The organism is Citrobacter sp. RHBSTW-00017, assembly GCF_013797615.1.
Classification (GTDB): Bacteria; Pseudomonadota; Gammaproteobacteria; order Enterobacterales; family Enterobacteriaceae; genus Citrobacter; species Citrobacter braakii.
Genome location: NZ_CP056899.1, coordinates 1,974,757 through 1,993,692 on the forward strand (window position 1 = coordinate 1,974,757; position 18,936 = coordinate 1,993,692).

15 protein-coding genes are annotated in these 18,936 nt (G+C 51.8%); 13 read left to right on the forward strand and 2 right to left on the reverse strand.

Annotated features, from left to right (window positions below; all coding sequences use genetic code 11):
* Positions 1–48 precede the first annotated feature (48 nt).
* Positions 49–918, forward strand: a complete 870-nt coding sequence (gene alkA, locus HV037_RS09515) for a DNA-3-methyladenine glycosylase 2 (protein WP_075848345.1) — start codon at positions 49–51, stop codon at positions 916–918.
* On the opposite strand, the gene HV037_RS09520 is transcribed toward alkA, so the two are convergent.
* A complete protein-coding gene (locus HV037_RS09520) occupies positions 886–4,215 on the reverse strand; it encodes a diguanylate cyclase (protein WP_103284464.1) in 3,330 nt (1,109 codons plus the stop codon). The two genes, alkA and HV037_RS09520, sit on opposite strands and share 33 nt — an antisense overlap.
* 315 nt (positions 4,216–4,530) lie before the next feature.
* On the opposite strand from HV037_RS09520, the gene udk reads away from it, so the two are divergent.
* The 3 genes from udk to asmA all read left to right on the forward strand — a co-directional run bounded on the left by udk (position 4,531) and on the right by asmA (position 7,721).
* Positions 4,531–5,172 (forward strand): uridine kinase, encoded by a 642-nt coding sequence (gene udk / locus HV037_RS09525; protein ID WP_003036776.1) that lies wholly within the window; start codon positions 4,531–4,533, stop codon positions 5,170–5,172.
* Positions 5,173–5,263: 91 nt separating this feature from the next.
* Entirely contained in the window at positions 5,264–5,845 is a 582-nt protein-coding gene (dcd, locus tag HV037_RS09530) for a dCTP deaminase (RefSeq protein ID WP_016153598.1), read from the forward strand.
* Positions 5,846–5,870: 25 nt separating this feature from the next.
* Complete coding sequence (gene asmA / locus HV037_RS09535; RefSeq protein WP_016156928.1) at positions 5,871–7,721, forward strand: outer membrane assembly protein AsmA; 1,851 nt, start codon at positions 5,871–5,873, stop codon at positions 7,719–7,721.
* Between the two features lie 44 nt (positions 7,722–7,765).
* On the opposite strand, the gene HV037_RS09540 is transcribed toward asmA, so the two are convergent.
* Entirely contained in the window at positions 7,766–9,349 is a 1,584-nt protein-coding gene (locus tag HV037_RS09540; RefSeq protein ID WP_019077138.1) for a TerC family protein, read from the reverse strand.
* Between the two features lie 654 nt (positions 9,350–10,003).
* Between HV037_RS09540 and HV037_RS09545 the strand changes: the two genes are divergently transcribed.
* The 9 genes from HV037_RS09545 to wcaF all read left to right on the forward strand — a co-directional run bounded on the left by HV037_RS09545 (position 10,004) and on the right by wcaF (position 18,933).
* Positions 10,004–11,143 (forward strand): polysaccharide export protein, encoded by a 1,140-nt coding sequence (locus HV037_RS09545; protein ID WP_047499630.1) that lies wholly within the window; start codon positions 10,004–10,006, stop codon positions 11,141–11,143.
* Positions 11,144–11,148: 5 nt separating this feature from the next.
* Positions 11,149–11,598, forward strand: coding sequence for a low molecular weight protein-tyrosine-phosphatase Wzb (gene wzb, locus HV037_RS09550; protein ID WP_016156925.1), 450 nt, complete (start codon positions 11,149–11,151; stop codon positions 11,596–11,598).
* The gene (gene wzc, locus HV037_RS09555; protein WP_103284001.1) at positions 11,595–13,757 is read left to right on the forward strand and encodes a tyrosine-protein kinase Wzc; all 2,163 of its coding nucleotides are present in this window, start codon (positions 11,595–11,597) and stop codon (positions 13,755–13,757) included. Before wzb ends, wzc begins: the two co-directional genes overlap by 4 nt.
* Positions 13,758–13,877: 120 nt before the next feature.
* A complete protein-coding gene (wcaA, locus tag HV037_RS09560; protein ID WP_016153592.1) occupies positions 13,878–14,720 on the forward strand; it encodes a colanic acid biosynthesis glycosyltransferase WcaA in 843 nt (280 codons plus the stop codon).
* Positions 14,721–14,722: 2 nt separating this feature from the next.
* Positions 14,723–15,211 (forward strand): colanic acid biosynthesis acetyltransferase WcaB, encoded by a 489-nt coding sequence (gene wcaB / locus HV037_RS09565; RefSeq protein ID WP_049281950.1) that lies wholly within the window; start codon positions 14,723–14,725, stop codon positions 15,209–15,211.
* Entirely contained in the window at positions 15,208–16,425 is a 1,218-nt protein-coding gene (wcaC, locus tag HV037_RS09570) for a colanic acid biosynthesis glycosyltransferase WcaC (RefSeq protein WP_101700046.1), read from the forward strand. The genes wcaB and wcaC overlap by 4 nt, the downstream gene beginning before the upstream one ends.
* Entirely contained in the window at positions 16,400–17,617 is a 1,218-nt protein-coding gene (wcaD, locus tag HV037_RS09575; RefSeq protein WP_016153589.1) for a colanic acid polymerase WcaD, read from the forward strand. The genes wcaC and wcaD overlap by 26 nt, the downstream gene beginning before the upstream one ends.
* A gap of 5 nt (positions 17,618–17,622) precedes the next feature.
* Positions 17,623–18,369 (forward strand): colanic acid biosynthesis glycosyltransferase WcaE, encoded by a 747-nt coding sequence (wcaE, locus tag HV037_RS09580; RefSeq protein ID WP_019077134.1) that lies wholly within the window; start codon positions 17,623–17,625, stop codon positions 18,367–18,369.
* A gap of 9 nt (positions 18,370–18,378) precedes the next feature.
* Positions 18,379–18,933 (forward strand): colanic acid biosynthesis acetyltransferase WcaF, encoded by a 555-nt coding sequence (gene wcaF / locus HV037_RS09585; RefSeq protein WP_016153587.1) that lies wholly within the window; start codon positions 18,379–18,381, stop codon positions 18,931–18,933.
* Positions 18,934–18,936 lie beyond the last annotated feature (3 nt).

The window sequence follows — 18,936 nt, forward strand, 5'->3', positions numbered from 1 at the left end:
CGATTGAATACCGTTTATGCTGTAGGTTTGCATAAAAAGGAAAACTGAATGTTCACGCTGAGCTGGCAACCGCCTTATGACTGGCCCTGGATGCTGGGATTTCTTGCCGCCCGTGCGGTTGACGGTGTCGAAACGGTGGAGGAACTGAGTTATACCAGAAGCCTGTCCGTAGGGGAGCATCGGGGGCTGGTGCGCGTCGTACCGGATTTGCACGCCAATGTGCTACACGTGACGTTAAGTTCGGGATTACAACCCGCCGCCCCCGAGTGCCTGGCGAAAATAACCCGTTTGTTTGATCTTACCTGCTGCCCGCAGCAAATTGTCAGCGCGCTGGGAAGCCTTGGTGCGGCGCGTCCGGGACTGCGCCTGCCGGGATGTGTCGATGCTTTTGAGCAAGGGGTACGGGCGATTTTAGGGCAGTTAGTCAGCGTGGCTATGGCGGCAAAACTGACAGCGAAAGTCGCCCATGCTTATGGCGACACGCTGGAGGATGCCCCAGGGTATGTTTGTTTTCCCACGCCTGAAGCGCTTGCTGACGCCGAACCGCTGCACCTGAAAGCGTTAGGGATGCCGCTCAAACGCGCTGAAGCGTTGATTCACCTGGCGCGTGCAACGCTTGAAGGAACGCTTGCGACAGTAGCGCCTGACGATATTGAGCAAGGCGTTAAGCAACTACAAACGTTTCCCGGAATAGGGCGCTGGACCGCCAACTATTTTGCGCTGCGTGGTTGGCAGGCGAAGGATGTTTTTTTGCCGGATGATTATCTGATTAAACAGCGTTTTCCCGGCATGACGCCAGCCCAGATCCGGCGCTATGCAGAGCGTTGGAAACCCTGGCGCTCCTATGCACTCTTGCATATCTGGTACACGGATGGCTGGCAGCCGTCAGTTGATGGCGAAATTACTGGTATTCAGTAGCAGATCCAGCGGTTGAGCGTTGGCAATAATGTCGCCATAAATCATATCAATACCGATGCCGGAAAGCGCATCCATAATAAGCGGCAACTGCACCGGACCGGCGATGCTTTTAATGTCCAGGCGCTGGGCATGGCCCTGGATAATGGACACCCACATCTCGTCAATCAGGTCTCCGTGAGCGCTGGCGCTTAGCTCGCTGTCGAGCAAAAGGTAATCGACAATGTGGTATTTCAGATTGTCAAAAAGCTCTAAATCACGACCGACCTGACTTAACACAATTCGACAACCGAACTGACGTAGCCGATGCAGGGCGGATATCGCCTGCGTTGGATTCGTTTTGATGACGCTGGCTGGAACGGTCAGGTGCAGCAGCCGTGGCGGTAACGGGCTATGTTGCAATTGTTCCAGCAGTTCATCAACAAGTTCTGAATTGAGCAGCCCGGCGGCGGAAAGGGGGAGCGCAACACTGAGGCCCTTGCTGGCGACTGCCGGGGCAGCATTCTGGAAGAATTCGCTGAATACCCGACGGTCGAGCGCTTGATTCAATGTGGGATCGACCAGCCCGGTACGGAATGTTTGCTCTTCAATCACTTCGCCTTCAGCGGTCCCTAAGCGTAGCGATATAAGCCAGAAGCTAAACGTCTCAGGTATACGTGGAGAAGCCACGCCTCTGGCGATCATCAGCATGGGGCTGTGCATAATGGTATGCTTTTGTTCATCCAATGACAGTTGGCTACGCGCGGCATGCGCCTGGCTTTGCTGGGGTTCATAGACGCAGACACGCCCACGTCCGCTGTTTTTCGCCGCGTAGCAGGCGATATCCGCCTGAGACATGACGTCAGTCGCAACATGGTTTTTGTCATCAATCAGCGTAATTCCCGCACTGGCGCCAATGCGGTGCAAGCGGCCATCCCACATGAAGTGGTAATCGTTAATAGCACTGATGATGCGACCTGAGATGAAGCGGGCGCTTTCGATATTACAATCCGGCAGCAACAGACCAAACTCGTCGCCGCCAAGGCGCGCCAGCATATCGCTGGACCGCAGCATGCTTAGCATCAGTGAAGAGAGTTCGCGCAGCAGGGCATCGCCTGCGGCATGACCTGCGCTATCGTTCACAGCTTTAAAACGATCAAGATCGATAAAAACCAGCACATGACTCTGGTGCGCGTCGTGCACCGTATGCAGCAACTGTTTGAGATGGTTTTCAAAGCTGACCCGATTGGCCAACTGCGTCAGGTCGTCATGCGAAGCGCTGTAGCTAAGCTGGCGCAGCATCTTACGTGACTCGGTGACATCCTGAATAACCAGCACCGAGCCAATGCTGCCGCCATCAAGGGTGCTGAGGGGCGTGATGCTGTACTGAATGTCATAACTGTTGCCGTTGCGACAATGCAGGACGACTTCCTGCTCCATTGCCTTACGTGACATGTCGGCACTGTAGATATTTTCCATCAGCGGACCGTTATCGCCGAAAGTAATACGCAGTACTGTCAGGAGCGGAATGCCAATTGCGTTTTCCTGCTGCCAGCCGCTCATTTTCTCAGCGACCGGATTCATAAAGGTCACATTCATGTCGACATCAATACAAATCACCGCCTCGCCGATGGAGTCCAGCGTAATATGCAAACGCTCTTTTTCTTGAAACAGCGCTTCGTTGAGCTGCTTCACCTCGGTCATATCCATATTGATGCCAAGTAAGCGTTCAACTTCACCGTCTTTATTCAGTACCCGGTTGGCCAACGAGCGGATATGCCGTATGCCACCTTTTACTGCGATACGAAACTCAAGCTTAAATGGGGCTCGTGCGGCCAGCGAATCGCGAATCACATTTTCGGCGTGTTCGCGATCTTCAGGCACAACGCATTCATACCAGACTTGCCAGCTGGGCTTGATATGTGCCGGGACTTCATAGAGATCGAACATACGCTTATCCCAACTGATCACATCAGGCTGCAGTTCCCATTCCCAAATGCCGATCCCCCCGGCTTCATTAGCGAGCGTAATGCGCTCCATCAGCCGTTTGTTCATCCACTCGGTGTGCTTCAGATCGTTAATATCCTCAATCTGAGCAATAAAGTAGAGTGGGGTGGTGTCGCTATGGCGCACCAGCGAAACGGCCAGCAAAGCCCATACCACCTCGCCCGCGCGCGTGTAATAGCGCTTCTCCATGGAATAGCTGTTAATTTCCCCGCGTGCCAGCATGTTCAACTGTTCGAGGTCATTGTTCAAATCTTCCGGCCAGGTTAATTGCTGGAAGGTGAGCGAACGTAGCTCCTCCTGGCTATAACCCAGAAACTGGCACAAGGCTTTATTGGCCTGTAGCCATTGCCCCTCGGTCCCGACCAGCGCCATGCCAATTGCGGAATATTCCATAGCATTGCGAAAGCGCGCTTCGCTTTCTGAGATGTGCTTGCGTTCAGCCCGAAACGCGTACATCACCATGGTCATCATATTGGCTGGCAACAGGATCATCAAAAACGGCAGCCACGGTAAGCTGCTCATCATGTTCTGTTTGGGGGTGTAGAGCAGCGAAGGGTCAGCGGCCAACATCAGCGAAACCATCATCACGGTGCTGAGGAAAATTAAAAACGCCTCCATACGCGGCAGACGGACAGCGCTCCACATCAACAGGACAATAACGCAGGTAAACGGCCATGGAATGAACATCATCGACAGCCAACTGAACGTTAACGTCACCAGAAGCGTAATCAGAGTTTCAAGCAGTAATCGCGGATTGCGGTGGCGCAGCAGATAATGTGGCTTAAACAGTAAACCTAATGGTACCAGCGCCAGCGCGCCGATGGATTCTGACAGCACCCAAATGAGGAAGGTATTTAACGACGTTTCTTGCGGTAATAATAACCAGAGTAATACGCCGCCCAGCAGCGGAGGGACCACTGCGCTGCCGAATGCCAGGCGCGCCCAGTCGTTGAGATTTTGTAAAGGATTGTACCAGGGCAGCAGTTTGCGCAATAACATTGCCCCCACGACAGCCTCAATAATGTTGATGGCCGTGTAGGTAAAGCTAAGCGACTCTCCGGGGAAGAAGAGCAAAGAACCCGCGATGTTACCCAATGAGCACGCCAGCGCGATCCCCGGCCACATTTTTCCCGCATGACGGTAAAAAGCCACCATCATGATTGAGGTCGGAAACCACAGCGGCGCCAGTTGCGCCCCGAAACGAGACAGTTCCAGCGAGAACAGCGTAAAGATGAAAGCCACCAGACCTAAACTGGCCAGGCGCAGTAGAGGATGAGGTAAGGTAACTAAAACATGTTGGGATTGTTTACTCATTACCACTCTACCCAAATAGCCGTTGTCGCCCAGTAGAGATGCCGGACGCATCACATTTAATCTGGGTTTATGCTAGTACAAATAATTTACAATTTATACGCCAGCTGCTCATAAATTAACACTCTCAAGCTATTAATTACTAAGGCTGGCGAATAAATGTAGCGCATGCTTTAAATATGACCGTTTTAATTTGCGACAGGGAAGGCATTGGTGCAGCCTGGGCTGGCGTCGCGCCGCTGAAATCCCTATAATTGCCGCGTTTGGCGTTTCGGCGCCGCCCTTCCTAACATCCAGGTTAATCAGGTCGCTAAATTTATGACTGATCAGTCCCATCAGTGCGTCATTATCGGCATTGCCGGCGCATCGGCTTCCGGCAAGAGTCTTATTGCCAGTACTCTTTATCGCGAATTGCGTGAACAAGTCGGTGACGAACATATTGGCGTTATTCCCGAAGACAGCTATTACAAAGATCAAAGCCATCTATCGATGGAAGAGCGTGTAAAAACCAACTACGACCATCCGAACGCGATGGATCACAGCCTGCTGTTCCAACATCTGCAAACGCTGAAACGCGGTAGTGCCATTGAGCTGCCAGTGTACAGCTACGTTGAGCACACGCGCACGCAAGACACTATTCATATCGAACCCAAGAAAGTCATCATCCTGGAAGGCATTTTGCTGCTGACGGATGCGCGTTTGCGTGATGAGATGAACTTCTCTATTTTTGTTGATACCCCGCTGGATATTTGCCTGATGCGCCGTATCAAGCGCGATGTGAACGAACGTGGTCGTTCAATGGATTCAGTGATGGCGCAATATCAGAAAACCGTCCGTCCAATGTTCCTGCAATTTATTGAGCCTTCAAAACAGTACGCCGACATCATTGTGCCGCGCGGGGGTAAAAACCGCATCGCCATCGATATTCTGAAGGCTAAAATCAGTCAGTTCTTTGAATAAGTTCAGCGAATTGTGTACCGTTCAGTGATAACCTGGTTCACCCTTAATGCACCTGGCATTAAGGGGTTGAAGCACGAAAGGAGAAAGTGCCATGCGTTTATGTGACCGAGATATTGAAGCCTGGTTGGATCAAGGTCGTCTGTCGATCAATCCACGCCCTCCTGTCGAGCGAATCAACGGCGCCACGGTAGATGTGCGCCTTGGCAACAAATTCCGTACGTTCCGCGGGCATACGGCAGCGTATATCGATCTGAGCGGACCGAAAGATGAAGTCAGCGCCGCGCTGGATCGCGTGATGAGTGATGAAATCGTCCTCAAAGACGGCGAGGCATTTTTCCTGCATCCGGGCGAACTGGCGCTGGCAGTGACGTTCGAATCCGTGACGCTGCCTTCCGATCTTGTGGGTTGGTTAGATGGCCGCTCTTCGCTGGCGCGTCTGGGACTGATGGTACACGTCACCGCACACCGTATTGATCCGGGTTGGTCTGGCTGTATCGTACTGGAGTTTTACAACTCCGGAAAACTACCGCTGGCCCTGCGTCCTGGCATGCCGATTGGCGCATTAAGCTTCGAACCGCTTTCCGGTCCGGCGGCGCGACCTTACAACCGTCGTCAGGATGCAAAGTATCGCGATCAGCAGGGCGCCGTTGCCAGCCGGATCGATAAAGACTGAGTATTTTCAGTCCATTGGGGATAGCATGAGACGATTTCTGACGACGCTGATGATTCTATTGGTCGTGCTGGTGGCTGGTTTTTCTGCGTTAGTACTGTTGGTTAATCCGAATGATTTCCGCGCATATATGGTCAAGCAGGTTGCTGCGCGTAGCGGATATCAGCTGCAGTTGGATGGCCCTCTGCGTTGGCACGTATGGCCACAGCTGAGTATCCTCTCGGGGCGCATGGTGTTAACGGCTGAAGGCGCCAGCGAACCCCTGATTCGTGCCGACAATATGCGTCTTGACGTCGCGTTGTGGCCGCTGTTGAGTCACCAGCTCAGTGTGAAGCAGGTGATGCTCAAAGGCGCGGTGATTCAACTGACCCCGCAAACTGAAGCGGTGCGCGGCGAAGATGCGCCCGTTGCCCCAAAAGACAATACCTTGCCCGACCTGGCTGAAGACAGAGGATGGTCGTTTGATATTGCCCGCCTGCGTGTTGCCGATAGCGTTCTGGTATTCCAGCATGAAGACGATGAACAGATCACGGTTCGCGATATTCGTCTGGACATGGAACAGGATAATCAGCACCGCGGCACGTTTGATTTCTCCGGGCGCGTTAACCGCGATCAGCGTGACCTCGCATTATCCTTCAACGGCAGCGTTGATGCCTCCGACTATCCGCATAACTTATCCGCGAATATTGAGCAGCTAAGCTGGCAACTGCAGGGGGCCGATCTACCGACGCAGGGGATCAAAGGTCAGGGACAGTTTCAGGCGCAGTGGCTGGAAGAGAAAAAACAGCTCGCGTTTAGCCAGATTCATTTGACCGCTAACGACAGCTCTCTCGCCGGGCAAGCTCATGTGACATTGTTGGATAAACCAGAATGGGCCGTCGACCTGAAGTTTGGTCAGCTCAATCTGGACAATCTGCTCGTACAACGTGAGGCTGTGACGACGAACGGTGAAGTTCAGCAAGGTCAGAGTCAGTCAACGCTGGCGCGCCCCGTCATTGCTTCTCAGGTTGATGCCGTTTCGTATCAGGGACTGAAGGGATTTTCGGCAGACATCGCGTTGCAAGCTGACAAAGTGCTGTGGCGGAAAATGGCGTTTGACAATGTCTCGGCAAAAATTGACAACCAGTTCGGCTTGTTGAACGTTACGCAGTTGCAGGGGAAAAGTGACGGCGGGCTGGTGTCGCTTCCTGGTATGCTGGATGCCAGAAAAGGACAGCCGCGAGCGGTCTTCCATCCGCGCCTGGAAGGCGTAGAAATTGGTACTATCCTGAAAGCCTTCGACTACCCCATCGCCCTCACCGGTAAGCTGTCACTGGCAGGGGATTTCTCTGGCTCAGATATTGATGCCCAGGCGTTTCGTCATAGCTGGCAAGGGCAGGCCCATGTCGAAATGAGCGATACGCGAATGGAAGGAATGAACTTCCAGCAGATGATACAACAGGCCGTCGAACGTAGCGGTGGGGATGTTAAAGCTCAGCAAAACCTGGATAACGTGACCCGGTTGGATCATTTTGTAACCGATATGACGCTGGATAACGGCGAGGTTACGCTGGATAACATGGCGGGTGAGTCGGCGATGCTGGCGCTGACCGGCAAGGGAACGCTGGATCTGGTGAAGCTGAATTGCGACACGCTGTTTAACATTCGCGTGCTGGGCGGCTGGGATGGCGAAAGTAAGCTGATTAACTTCCTGAAGGCTACCCCGGTTCCTCTCAGAGTCTACGGTCAGTGGCAGGCGCTAAACTACAGTCTGCAGGTCGATCAGATTTTGCGTAAGCATTTGCAGGATGAAGCGAAACGTCGCCTTAACGACTGGGCCGATCGCAATAAAGACTCCCGCAACGGTAAAGATGTTAAAAAGTTGCTGGATAAACTCTGATTCATATTGCCGGATGGCGGTTGATGCCGCCCCCGGCTCGTGATTTACACCTCGTAATCCATCTCTTCTTCACTGTGCAGCGGTATCAGTTGGACTTTTTGCACGCGATGATTTTCCACCTGCAGGGTTTTTAGTCGATAGTCGCCGACCTGAACTTCCTCCCCGGTTTTCGGGATGCGCTGCAAATACTCCATTAACAGTCCGGCAATGGTGTGATATTCACGCTTATCATCTAACGGGATAGGCACGTACTGCACCAGATCTTCCAGCGGCATGTGTCCGTTTGCGGTCCATGAACCATCCGCGTTTTTCTGAATGTCATGGCGGGCGTCAATCTCCTCTACCTCATTTGGCAGGTTACCGGCGATGGTTTCCATCACGTCACTGAGCGTTACAATCCCTTCAACTGACCCAAATTCATCGGCCACAAAAGCGAAGTGCGTCCGGGCGTTACGGAACTGCTCAAGCGCCGGAAGCAGCGGCAGAGTTTCCGGGAACACCAACGGCTGGCGAATCAAGACGCGTAAGTCGAGCGGCTCGCCGCGAAGAGATTGCTGCAGCAGGTCGATGACATGCACCACGCCCAGCAAGTCTTCCTGCTCATCTTCGCCGGTGACCACCAGACGCGTATGCTGGTTTTTTTCCAGCAAAGCGCGGATTTCTGTTTCCGGCGCATTGAGGTCGATGTGCTCAATATCATGGCGCGAGGTCATGATGCTGCTGACCGTACGCTGATTAAGGTTCAGCACACGTTCAATCATCCGCCGTTCCTGAGGGGCAAAAATTTGGCCTTCATGATGGTCTGCCAGCATGGCCGCGGTTTCGGCATCCAGTTCGGCGTCTTCTTTTTGCCCGCTCAGCAGTCGCATTACCGCCTCGGCGGTGCGCTGGCGCAGGGTATGGTTGGCTGACAGGAAGCGACGACGGTTAAAGATAGCCAACTGGTTCAATGCTTCTATCATGACCGAGAAGCCGATGGCGGCGTACAGGTAACCTTTCGGAATATGGAAACCAAACCCATCGGCGACCAGACTGAAACCAATCATCAGCAAGAAGCTCAGGCACAGAATGACGATAGTTGGATGGCTGTTGACAAAGCGCGTCAGCGACTTGCTGGCAAGCACCATCAGGCTGATGGCAATAATCACCGCAGCCATCATTACTGCCAGGTGATCGACCATCCCTACGGCGGTAATGACGGAATCCAGGGAGAAGATAGCGTCCAGCACGACTATTTGCGCGACGACGCCCCAGAACTTAGCGCCTTTACGCTGGGTCGGGTTCTCGCTGTCTTTGCCTTCCAGCCGTTCGTTTAGCTCCATGGTGGCTTTAAACAGCAGGAAGAAACCGCCGAACAGCATGATCAGATCGCGCGCGCTGAAGCTCAGGCCGCGAATGCTGAACAGCGGCGTGGTCAGCGTTACCAGCCATGATATTGATGCCAACAGCAGCAGGCGCATGACCATCGCCAGCAGTAGCCCGGTAATACGCGCCTTATCCCGCTGGGCAGGAGGCAGTTTCTCCGCGAGGATGGCAATAAAAACAAGATTATCAATGCCAAGAACAAGTTCGATCACGATTAGCGTGACGAGTCCGGCCCAGATTGACGGATCGGCAATCCATTCCATAGTAAATGCTATACCCATAGTTGTATGACAATTGTCACAATTCGATCATGGGTAAAACTGGCGAAAAATGCAATGGCGAGGAGGGATTTCTCTGTAGCCTATTACAACCAGGTACGGGATATTAGCCTTAATGTAACTACAGGAAATAATATTATTAATTCAAAGCTCTTTAAGAAATATCGCAGGTGGGATATTTCTATATTAATGTTGTCAATATCAATAAAATCCTAAAAATATACAAATTCAACGCTTAATATTAATCTTAAAAGCAAGTTGTCGGTAACTTGTTACCTTGCCTGATATTCGCTTAGCTGCAACAATTCCTCCGGTAATAATCAAAATATAAATATTTCCTTATCAACCAGCGGCGCTATTCCTGATGCGTTCCCGTTGTGAATGTGATGAAAATAAAGAGGAAGATAAAAATTTAAATTAATCAGTGCATTGGTAGCTAATGAAGCCAGGGGCGGTAGCGTGTCTGGTCGCCTGAGACGAGCCTAAATTATTCTGTCAAGAGACCGCAGATGAATTCATTTTTTTTAGGACAGATGCCAGTTAAATTCCTTTTCAATTAACGGCAAGGTAAATGCGTACAGGCGAAGTCGCTATTTAGATCGCACGTGATAATTACTCTGCCAAAGTGATAAATAATCAATGATGAAATCCAAACTTAAATTGATGCCTGTATTGGTATCGGTAATCTTGATAAACGGTTGTACCGTGCTTCCGGGCAGCAATATGTCTACGATGGGCAAAGATGTGATTAAACAGCAGGACGCTGATTTTGATATCGATCGCATGGTGAATGTTTATCCACTCACCCCACGACTGGTCGAACAATTACGTCCCCGACCAAATGTTGCGCAGCCTAATATGTCTCTCGACCAGGAGATTTCCGGGTATCAGTACCGGGTCGGCCCGGGCGATGTCCTGAATGTTACCGTCTGGGATCATCCTGAACTCACCACGCCGGCCGGGCAGTATCGTAGCTCAAGTGATGCCGGCAACTGGGTGCAGCCTGATGGCACCATGTTTTACCCCTACATCGGCAAAGTTAGCGTGTCAGGGAAAACGTTGGCCGAAATTCGTAGTGATATTACCGGGCGCTTAGCGAAGTACATTGCTGACCCGCAGGTGGACGTTAATATCGCCGCTTTCCGTTCGCAGAAGGCCTATGTCTCCGGGCAGGTGAACAAATCCGGCCAGCAGGCCATCACCAACGTGCCGCTTACCATTCTCGATGCCATTAACGCCGCAGGCGGTCTCACCGAGGCGGCAGACTGGCGCAACGTTGTACTGACTCATAAAGGGCAGGAGCAACGTATTTCATTGCAAGCGCTAATGCAAAATGGCGACCTGAGCCAGAACCGTCTGCTCTATCCTGGCGACATCCTGTTTGTTCCGCGTAATGACGATTTGAAAGTCTTCGTAATGGGGGAAGTGAAAAAACAGAGCACCCTCAAAATGGACTTCAGCGGCATGACGCTCACCGAAGCGCTCGGCAACGCGGAAGGTATTGACCTGACCACCTCCAATGCCAGCGGCATTTTCGTTATTCGTCCATTGAAAGGCGAGGGCGGGAACAACGGCAAGATTGCCAATATCTATCAGCTTGATATGTCCGATGCGACATCGCTGGTGATGGCGACGTCATTCCGACTCCAGCCATACGATGTGGTGTACGTCACAACCGCGCCGGTTGCTCGCTGGAACCGTTTGATCAATCAGTTGCTGCCGACTATTAGCGGTGTTCGCTATATGACGGACACGGCCAGCGACCTTCACAACTGGTAATCGTCATGTTTAACAAAATCTTAGTTGTCTGTGTGGGGAACATTTGCCGCTCTCCGACGGCAGAGCGCTTGTTAAGGCAATTTCACCCGGCGCTGACGGTCTCTTCTGCCGGTCTCGGGGCGTTGGTAGGCAAAGGCGCGGACCCGTGCGCCATCAGCGTGGCGCAGGCGCACAACCTGTCACTGGAGAATCATTGTGCCCGGCAGATCTCGGGACGAATGTGCCGGGAGTATGACCTTATCCTGACCATGGAAAAACGCCATATCTCTGCCCTATGTGAAATGGTGCCGGAGATGCGCGGCAAAGTGATGCTGTTTGGTCACTGGGACAGCGAGCGCGAAATTCCCGATCCGTATCGTAAAAGCCGTGATGCGTTTGACGCGGTGTACGCATTACTTGAACGGTCTGCCCGCCAATGGGCTCAGGCATTGAACGCAGAGCAGGGAAAACAATGACAGAAAAAGTAAAACAGTCTGCTGCGCCGGTAACGGGCAATGATGAAATTGATATTGGCCGTCTGGTGGCAACGGTGGTGGAAGCCCGCTGGTGGGTGCTTGGTATTACTGCGGCATTTGCATTATGCGCAGCGGTCTACACGCTATTTGCCACTCCCATCTACAGTGCGGACGCGCTGGTGCAAATTGAGCAAAATACCGGAAATTCACTGGTGCAGGATATTGGCTCGGCGTTGTCGAACAAACCTCCGGCCTCTGAAGCGGAAATTCAGCTCATCCAGTCACGGCTGGTATTGGGGAAAACGGTAGACGATCTCAATCTGGATATCGCGGTTACCAAAGATACGTTCCCCATTTTTGGCGCGGGTTGGGATCGGTTGATGGGTCGCCAGAACGAAACGGTTAACGTGACGACTTTCACGCTGCCAAAGGCAATGAATGAACAGACCTTCACGCTAAGCGTGCTGAATGACAAAAGTTATCAGCTGGTGAGTGACGGGGGTTTTAGCGCCCAGGGGCAGGTTGGGCAGGTGCTGAAACATGACGGCGTGACGATGCTGGTCGAGGCGATCCATGCCAGCCCTGAGAGCCAATTTACCGTCAGCAAATTCTCCACGCTGGGCATGATCAACACCTTGCAAAATAATCTGATGGTGACGGAAACCGGCAAAGACACTGGCGTACTGAGCCTGAGCTTTACCGGCGAAGACCGCGAGCAAATCCGCCAGATCCTTGACAGTATTACCCGCAACTATCTGCAACAAAACGTGGAGCGTAAATCTGAAGAGGCCGCCAAAAGTCTGGCGTTTCTGGCAAAGCAGTTGCCCGAGGTGCGTAACCGACTGGACGTTGCCGAAAACAAGCTGAATGCCTTTCGTCAGGACAAAGACTCCGTGGATTTGCCGCTGGAAGCCAAAGCGGTGCTGGATTCCATGGTGAATATTGATGCGCAGCTTAATGAGCTGACCTTCAAAGAAGCGGAGATTTCCAAGCTGTTCACCAAAGCGCACCCTGCGTACCGCACCTTGCTGGAAAAACGCCAGGCGCTGGAAGATGAGAAAAGCAAGCTGAACGGGCGCGTAACGGCGATGCCGAAAACGCAGCAGGAAATTGTCCGCCTGACGCGTGACGTGGAGTCCGGCCAGCAGGTCTATATGCAGTTGCTGAACAAGCAGCAGGAGCTGAAGATTACCGAGGCCAGTACGGTCGGAGATGTACGCATCGTCGATCCCGCGATTGCCCAGCCAGGCGTGCTGAAGCCGAAAACGACGCTGATTATTCTCGGTAGCATCATTCTTGGTTTGATGCTTTCAGTGGTGGGCGTACTGCTGCGTTCCCTGTTTAATCGCGGCATTGAAAGCCCACAGGCGCTGGAAGAGCATGGTATCAGCGTGTATGCCAGCATTCCGCTATCAGAATGGCAAAAAGCACGCGATAACGTGCAGACCATTAAAGGCGTGAAACGCTACAAGCAAAGCCAGTTGCTGGCAGTGGGGAATCCGACGGATCTTGCGATAGAAGCGGTCCGCAGCCTGCGTACCAGCCTGCACTTTGCCATGATGCAGGCGCGCAACAACGTCTTGATGCTGACCGGCGTCAGCCCGTCAATTGGTAAAACGTTTGTCTGCGCCAACCTGGCGGCGGTCGTTAGTCAGACCAACAAACGCGTGCTGTTGATCGACTGCGACATGCGCAAAGGCTATACCCACGAGCTGCTGGGGACCAATAACGTTAACGGTCTGTCTGAGATCCTCATCGGCAAGGGGGATATCTCATCCAGCGCGAAACCGACATCGATTCCACATTTTGATCTGATCCCTCGCGGACAAATTCCCCCCAACCCCTCCGAGCTGCTGATGAGTGAACGCTTTGGCGAACTGATTGCATGGGCCAGCTCGCACTATGACCTGGTGCTGATCGATACCCCGCCAATACTGGCGGTGACCGATGCGGCTATCGTGGGGCGTCACGTTGGAACCACGCTGATGGTGGCGCGTTACGCGGTCAACACGCTGAAAGAGGTGGAAACCAGCCTGAGTCGCTTTGAGCAAAACGGCATTCAGGTGAAAGGGGTGATCCTGAACTCGATCTTCCGCCGCGCCAGCGGGTATCAGGATTACGGTTACTACGAATACGAGTACACCTCGGATTCGAAATAGATTACGAACATTGCCGGATAGCGGCCCACAAAAACATATTTATACCCTAAATAATTCGAGTTGCAGGAAAGCCAACGCAGATGCAACTTGAAGTATGACGGGGATATCTGGGAAACGAAAATGACGACAGACAACCCGCTAATTTCAATTTATATGCCCACCTGGAACCGTCAGCAACTGGCCATCCGGGCGATTAAATCGGTACTGCGCCAGGACTATCCTCACTGGGAGATGATCATTGTGGATGATTGCTCTTCCTCGTATGAGCAACTGCAGCAATTTGTTGAAGAACTCAACGATCCGCGTGTGTCGTATACGCGTAATCCCACTAACTCCGGAGCCTGTGCGGTGCGTAATCAGGCCATCATGCAGGCCAGTGGGCAATATATTACGGGTATTGATGATGATGATGAATGGACGCCGAACCGCCTGAGCGTATTTCTCAATTATCGCCATCATCTGGTCACGCGGGCGTTTCTGTATGCCAATGACTATGTCTGTGAGGGCGAAGTATATTCGCAGCCGACCAGTTTGCCGCTCTATCCGAAGGCCGTTTATTCACGCCGTAAATTTTATAAGCGCAATATTATTGGTAATCAGGTGTTTACCTGGGCCTGGCGGTTTAAAGCATGCCTGTTCGACACCACGCTGAAAGCGGCGCAGGATTATGACATTTTCCTGCGCATGGTGGTGGCGTATGGCAAACCGTGGAAGGTAAAAGAGGCAACGCAGATCCTGCATGTGAATCACGGTGAAATGCGTATTACCTCATCCCCGCATAAATTCTCCGGCTACTTTCAGTTCTACCGTAAGCACAAAGGCAAATTTGACCGGGCCAGCAAGAAATATCAGCTGTTTACCCTCTACCAAATCCGCAATAAACGGATGAACTGGCGCACGTTGCTGACGCTGCTTTCTGTTCGCAATAGTAAGCGCCTGGCCGACGGACTGCGAGGACGCTAAGTATGCTGGAAGATTTACGCGCGAACGGCTGGAGTCTGCGACCCTGCTGCATGGTGGTGGCCTATCGGATTGCCCATTTTTGCTCCGTCTGGCGTAAAAAAAATGTCTTGAACAACCTGTGGGCGGCGCCGGTACTGGTGATGTATCGCCTTATCACTGAATGCGTGTTTGGCTATGAAATCCAGGCAGCTGCATCTATTGGTCGTCGTTTCACCATCCATCATGGCTATGGGGTGGTGATCAATAAACACGTGGTGGCGGGGGATGATTTCACCCTGCGCCACGGCGTCACCATCGGCAATCTTGGCGGCAACGATCTGTCCTGTCCGGTCATCGGTAACGGCGTTGAGCTGGGGGCCAATGTCACTCTGCTTGGCGGCGTTGCCATTGGCGATAACGTGACGATTGGCGCCGGGAGCGTCGTAGTGGATAGCGTCCCGGACAATACGCTGGTCGTGGGCGAGAAGGCACGGGTGAAGGTAATAAAATGAAGATATTACAGTTTAATGTGCGACTCGCAGAAGGCGGGGCGGCAGGCGTGGCGTTAGATTTGCATCTGAGGGCGCTGGAGAAAGGGCTGTCATCGCGTTTTGTCTACGGCTATGGCAAAGGCGGTAAGAAAAGCGTCAGCCATGCGAATTACCCCCAGGTTATCAAACATACGCCACGTCTGACGTCGGCGGCGAACATTGCGCTGTTTCGTTTCGCGAACCGCGACATGTTTGGCAATCTCGACAAGTTGTACCGTACGGTTACCCGCACTTCCGGCCCGCTGGTACTGCATTTTCATGTGTTGCACAGCTACTGGTTGAATCTGGAAGAGGTGGTCGCCTTTTGCCAAAAAGTGAAGGCGCATAAACCGGATATCACCTTTGTCTGGACGCTGCACGATCACTGGAGCGTGACCGGGCGCTGTGCCTTTACCGATGGCTGCGAAAGCTGGAAAACGGGCTGTCAGAAATGTCCAACGCTCAGTAACTATCCGCCGGTAAAAATCGATAAAGCCCATCAACAGTTGCCTGGTAAACGGCAGATGTTTCGCACCATGCTTGCGCTGGGCTGCCAGTTCATCTCGCCCAGTCAGCATGTGGCCGATGCATTCAACAGTCTGTATGGCGTCGGTCGTTGCCGCATTATTAACAACGGCATCGATGTGGCAACGGAAGCCATTCTTGCCGAACTTCCCGCTAAGCATGAGGAAAGCGGCAGACCAAAAATCGCCGTAGTGGCCCATGACCTGCGCTATGACGGTAAAACCAGTCAGCAACTGGTGCGAGCGATGATTGCGCTCGGAGACAAAATTGAGCTGCATACCTTCGGCAAATTTTCCCCGTTTGTGGGGGATAACGTCATCAATCACGGGTTTGAGAGCGATAAGCGCACGTTGATGAGCGCGCTTAACGAGATGGATGGGCTGGTGTTCAGCTCGCGCGTTGATAACTACCCGCTGATTCTGTGCGAAGCGCTTTCCATCGGCGTACCGGTTATTGCTACGCATAGCGATGCCGCGCAGGAAGTGCTGGCGAAATCGGGCGGCAAAACGTTCAGCGAAGCGGATGTTTTGCACCTGGTGCAACTGAAAAGATCAGACATTGCGCAGGCGGTATTTGACACGTCGCTTGCCGCGTTCAGCCAGCGCAGCCGGGTGGCATACAGTGGGCAACAGATGCTGGAGGAGTATGTCTCGTTCTATCAGAATCTGTAGCTATCTGGTGCTACCGCTGCTTTATCTGCTGGTTAACGTCAAACTCGCCCAGCTTGGCGAGAGCTTCCCGATAACTATCGTCACGTTTTTGCCCGTTCTGCTGTTGCTGTTTGTCGAGCGCATCAATATTAAAAAATTAATGATTGCGCTGGGCGTAGGAGGCGGCCTGACGGCGTTTAACTATCTGTTCGGACAATCACTGGATGCCAGCAAGTACGTGACGTCCGCAATGCTGTTTGTCTATACCGTGGTGATTATCGGTATGGTGTGGAGTATTCGCTTCAAAACCATTTCGCCGCATAACTACATTAAGATCTTGCGTTTTTTCTGGCTGGTTGTGGGCCTGGTGGTGGGGTTAGCTGCGGTGGAAATGGCGCAGATAATTCTTAGTGGCGGCAGCAGTTTAATGGAAGTTATTTCGAAATATCTTATTTACAGTAATAGCTATGTTCTGAACTTTATTAAGTTTGGTGGGAAGCGTACCACTGCACTCTATTTCGAACCGGCATTCTTCGCTCTGGCGTTAATCTCAATTTGGCTCAGTATCAAACAGTTTGGTATCAAAACGCCTAAGTCCGATGCTATGATTCTGGCAGGGATAATATTATCAGGATCGTTTTCAGGGGTAATGACATTTATTTTGTTTTACCTCCTGGAGTGGGCGTTCCAGTATCTGAATAAAGATGCGATAAAAAAGAAGTTGCCGCTGGCGATAATCTCATTAAGCGTGTTTGTTGTTGGTGTGATATTTGCGTTTCCGTACATCGCGACACGGCTTGGAGATTTAGGAACTGAAGGCTCATCATCGTATTATCGTATCGTGGGACCATTAGTAATGGTCGGTTATTCGTTACTTAACGTTGATGGGGTAGTGAGATTCGGCTCACTTTATGAATATGTTGCGTCATTCGGAATTTTTAACGGTGCAGATGTTGGTAAAACGATAGACAATGGCTTGTATCTGCTGATTATTTATTTTTCATGGTTCGCGGTGATATTAGCCCTGTGGTACATGGGGAAAGTCATGAAGATGATGATCAATGCGTTTGGTGATAATCAGAATTATCGGGTGCAGCTTTATCTTTTTACACCGCTGTCGCTGTTTTTTACAGGTTCAGTATTTAGTCCGGAATACGCATTTTTAATTGTATGTCCGTTTATTTTGCGCAAGGCGCTGAATATAGCGAGGTAGAACGCATGCTGCTCAGTATTATTACCGTCGCCTTTCGTAATCTGGAAGGGATCGTCAAAACTCACGCGTCGTTAGCTCATCTGGCGCAGGCGGGTGATATCAGTTTTGAGTGGATTGTTGTTGATGGCGGCTCCTCTGACGGTACCTCGGCCTTTCTTGAAGGGCTCAGTGGAGAGCACCGGTTACGGTTTGTCAGCGAGCCGGATAAGGGCATCTATGATGCAATGAACAAAGGTATCGCTATGGCGCGCGGGCGGTTTGCGCTGTTCCTCAACTCCGGGGATATTCTGCATGCAGATGCGGCTCATTTTATCCGCCAGCTAAAAACGCAGAGCGATAAAGCGATGGTCATTGGCGATGCGTTGCTGGATTTCGGTAATGGTAACAAAATTAAGCGGCGGGCCAAGCCGGGTTGGTATATTTATCACAGCCTTCCCGCCAGCCATCAGGCAATCTTCTTTCCTCTCTCTGGACTGAATGTCTGGCGCTATGATTTGCAATATAAGATATCGTCTGATTACGCGCTGGCAGCCAAATTATACAAGTCAGGTTACGCGTTTAAAAAGCTGAGCGGGCTGGTGTCAGAGTTTTCCATGGGTGGGGTGTCAACGACGAATAATCTGGAATTGTGCCGGGATGCAAAAAAGGTACAGCGCCAGATATTACACATGCCAGGTTTTTGGACCGGGTTGTCAGAATATTTACGTCTGCGCACAACCGGTAAAACAAAAACCTTATATGGAAAAGCGTAAGGGTACATTATGCAGGATTTAAGCGGCTTCAACGTGCCGGGAGGTTTTCGCGGCGGCGGTGCCATTAAAGTGCAATTATGGTGGGCAGTGCAAGCCACATTATTTCGCTGGTCCCCACAGGTAATGTATCGCTGGCGTGCGTTTTTATTGCGAATGTTTGGCGCAAAAATAGGAAAAAACGTAGTTATTCGACCTTCAGTAAAAATTACTTATCCGTGGAAATTAACCCTGGGAGATTATTCCTGGGTGGGTGATGACGCGGTTTTATATACGCTGGGTGATATTACGATTGGTGCGCACGCGGTTATTTCGCAAAAAAGTTATTTATGCACCGGGAGTCATGATTATGCCAGTCAACATTTTGATATTAACGCCACACCAATTGTAGTTGGTGATAAATGCTGGCTGGCGACAGATGTCTTTGTCGCGCCTGGCGTGACGATTGGCGATGGCACCGTCGTCGGAGCACGCAGCAGTGTATTTAAATCGCTGCCAGCCAATGTCGTTTGTCGGGGAAATCCCGCAATAGTCACACGCGAACGCGTCGAGAAAGTTACTCCCTGAGGG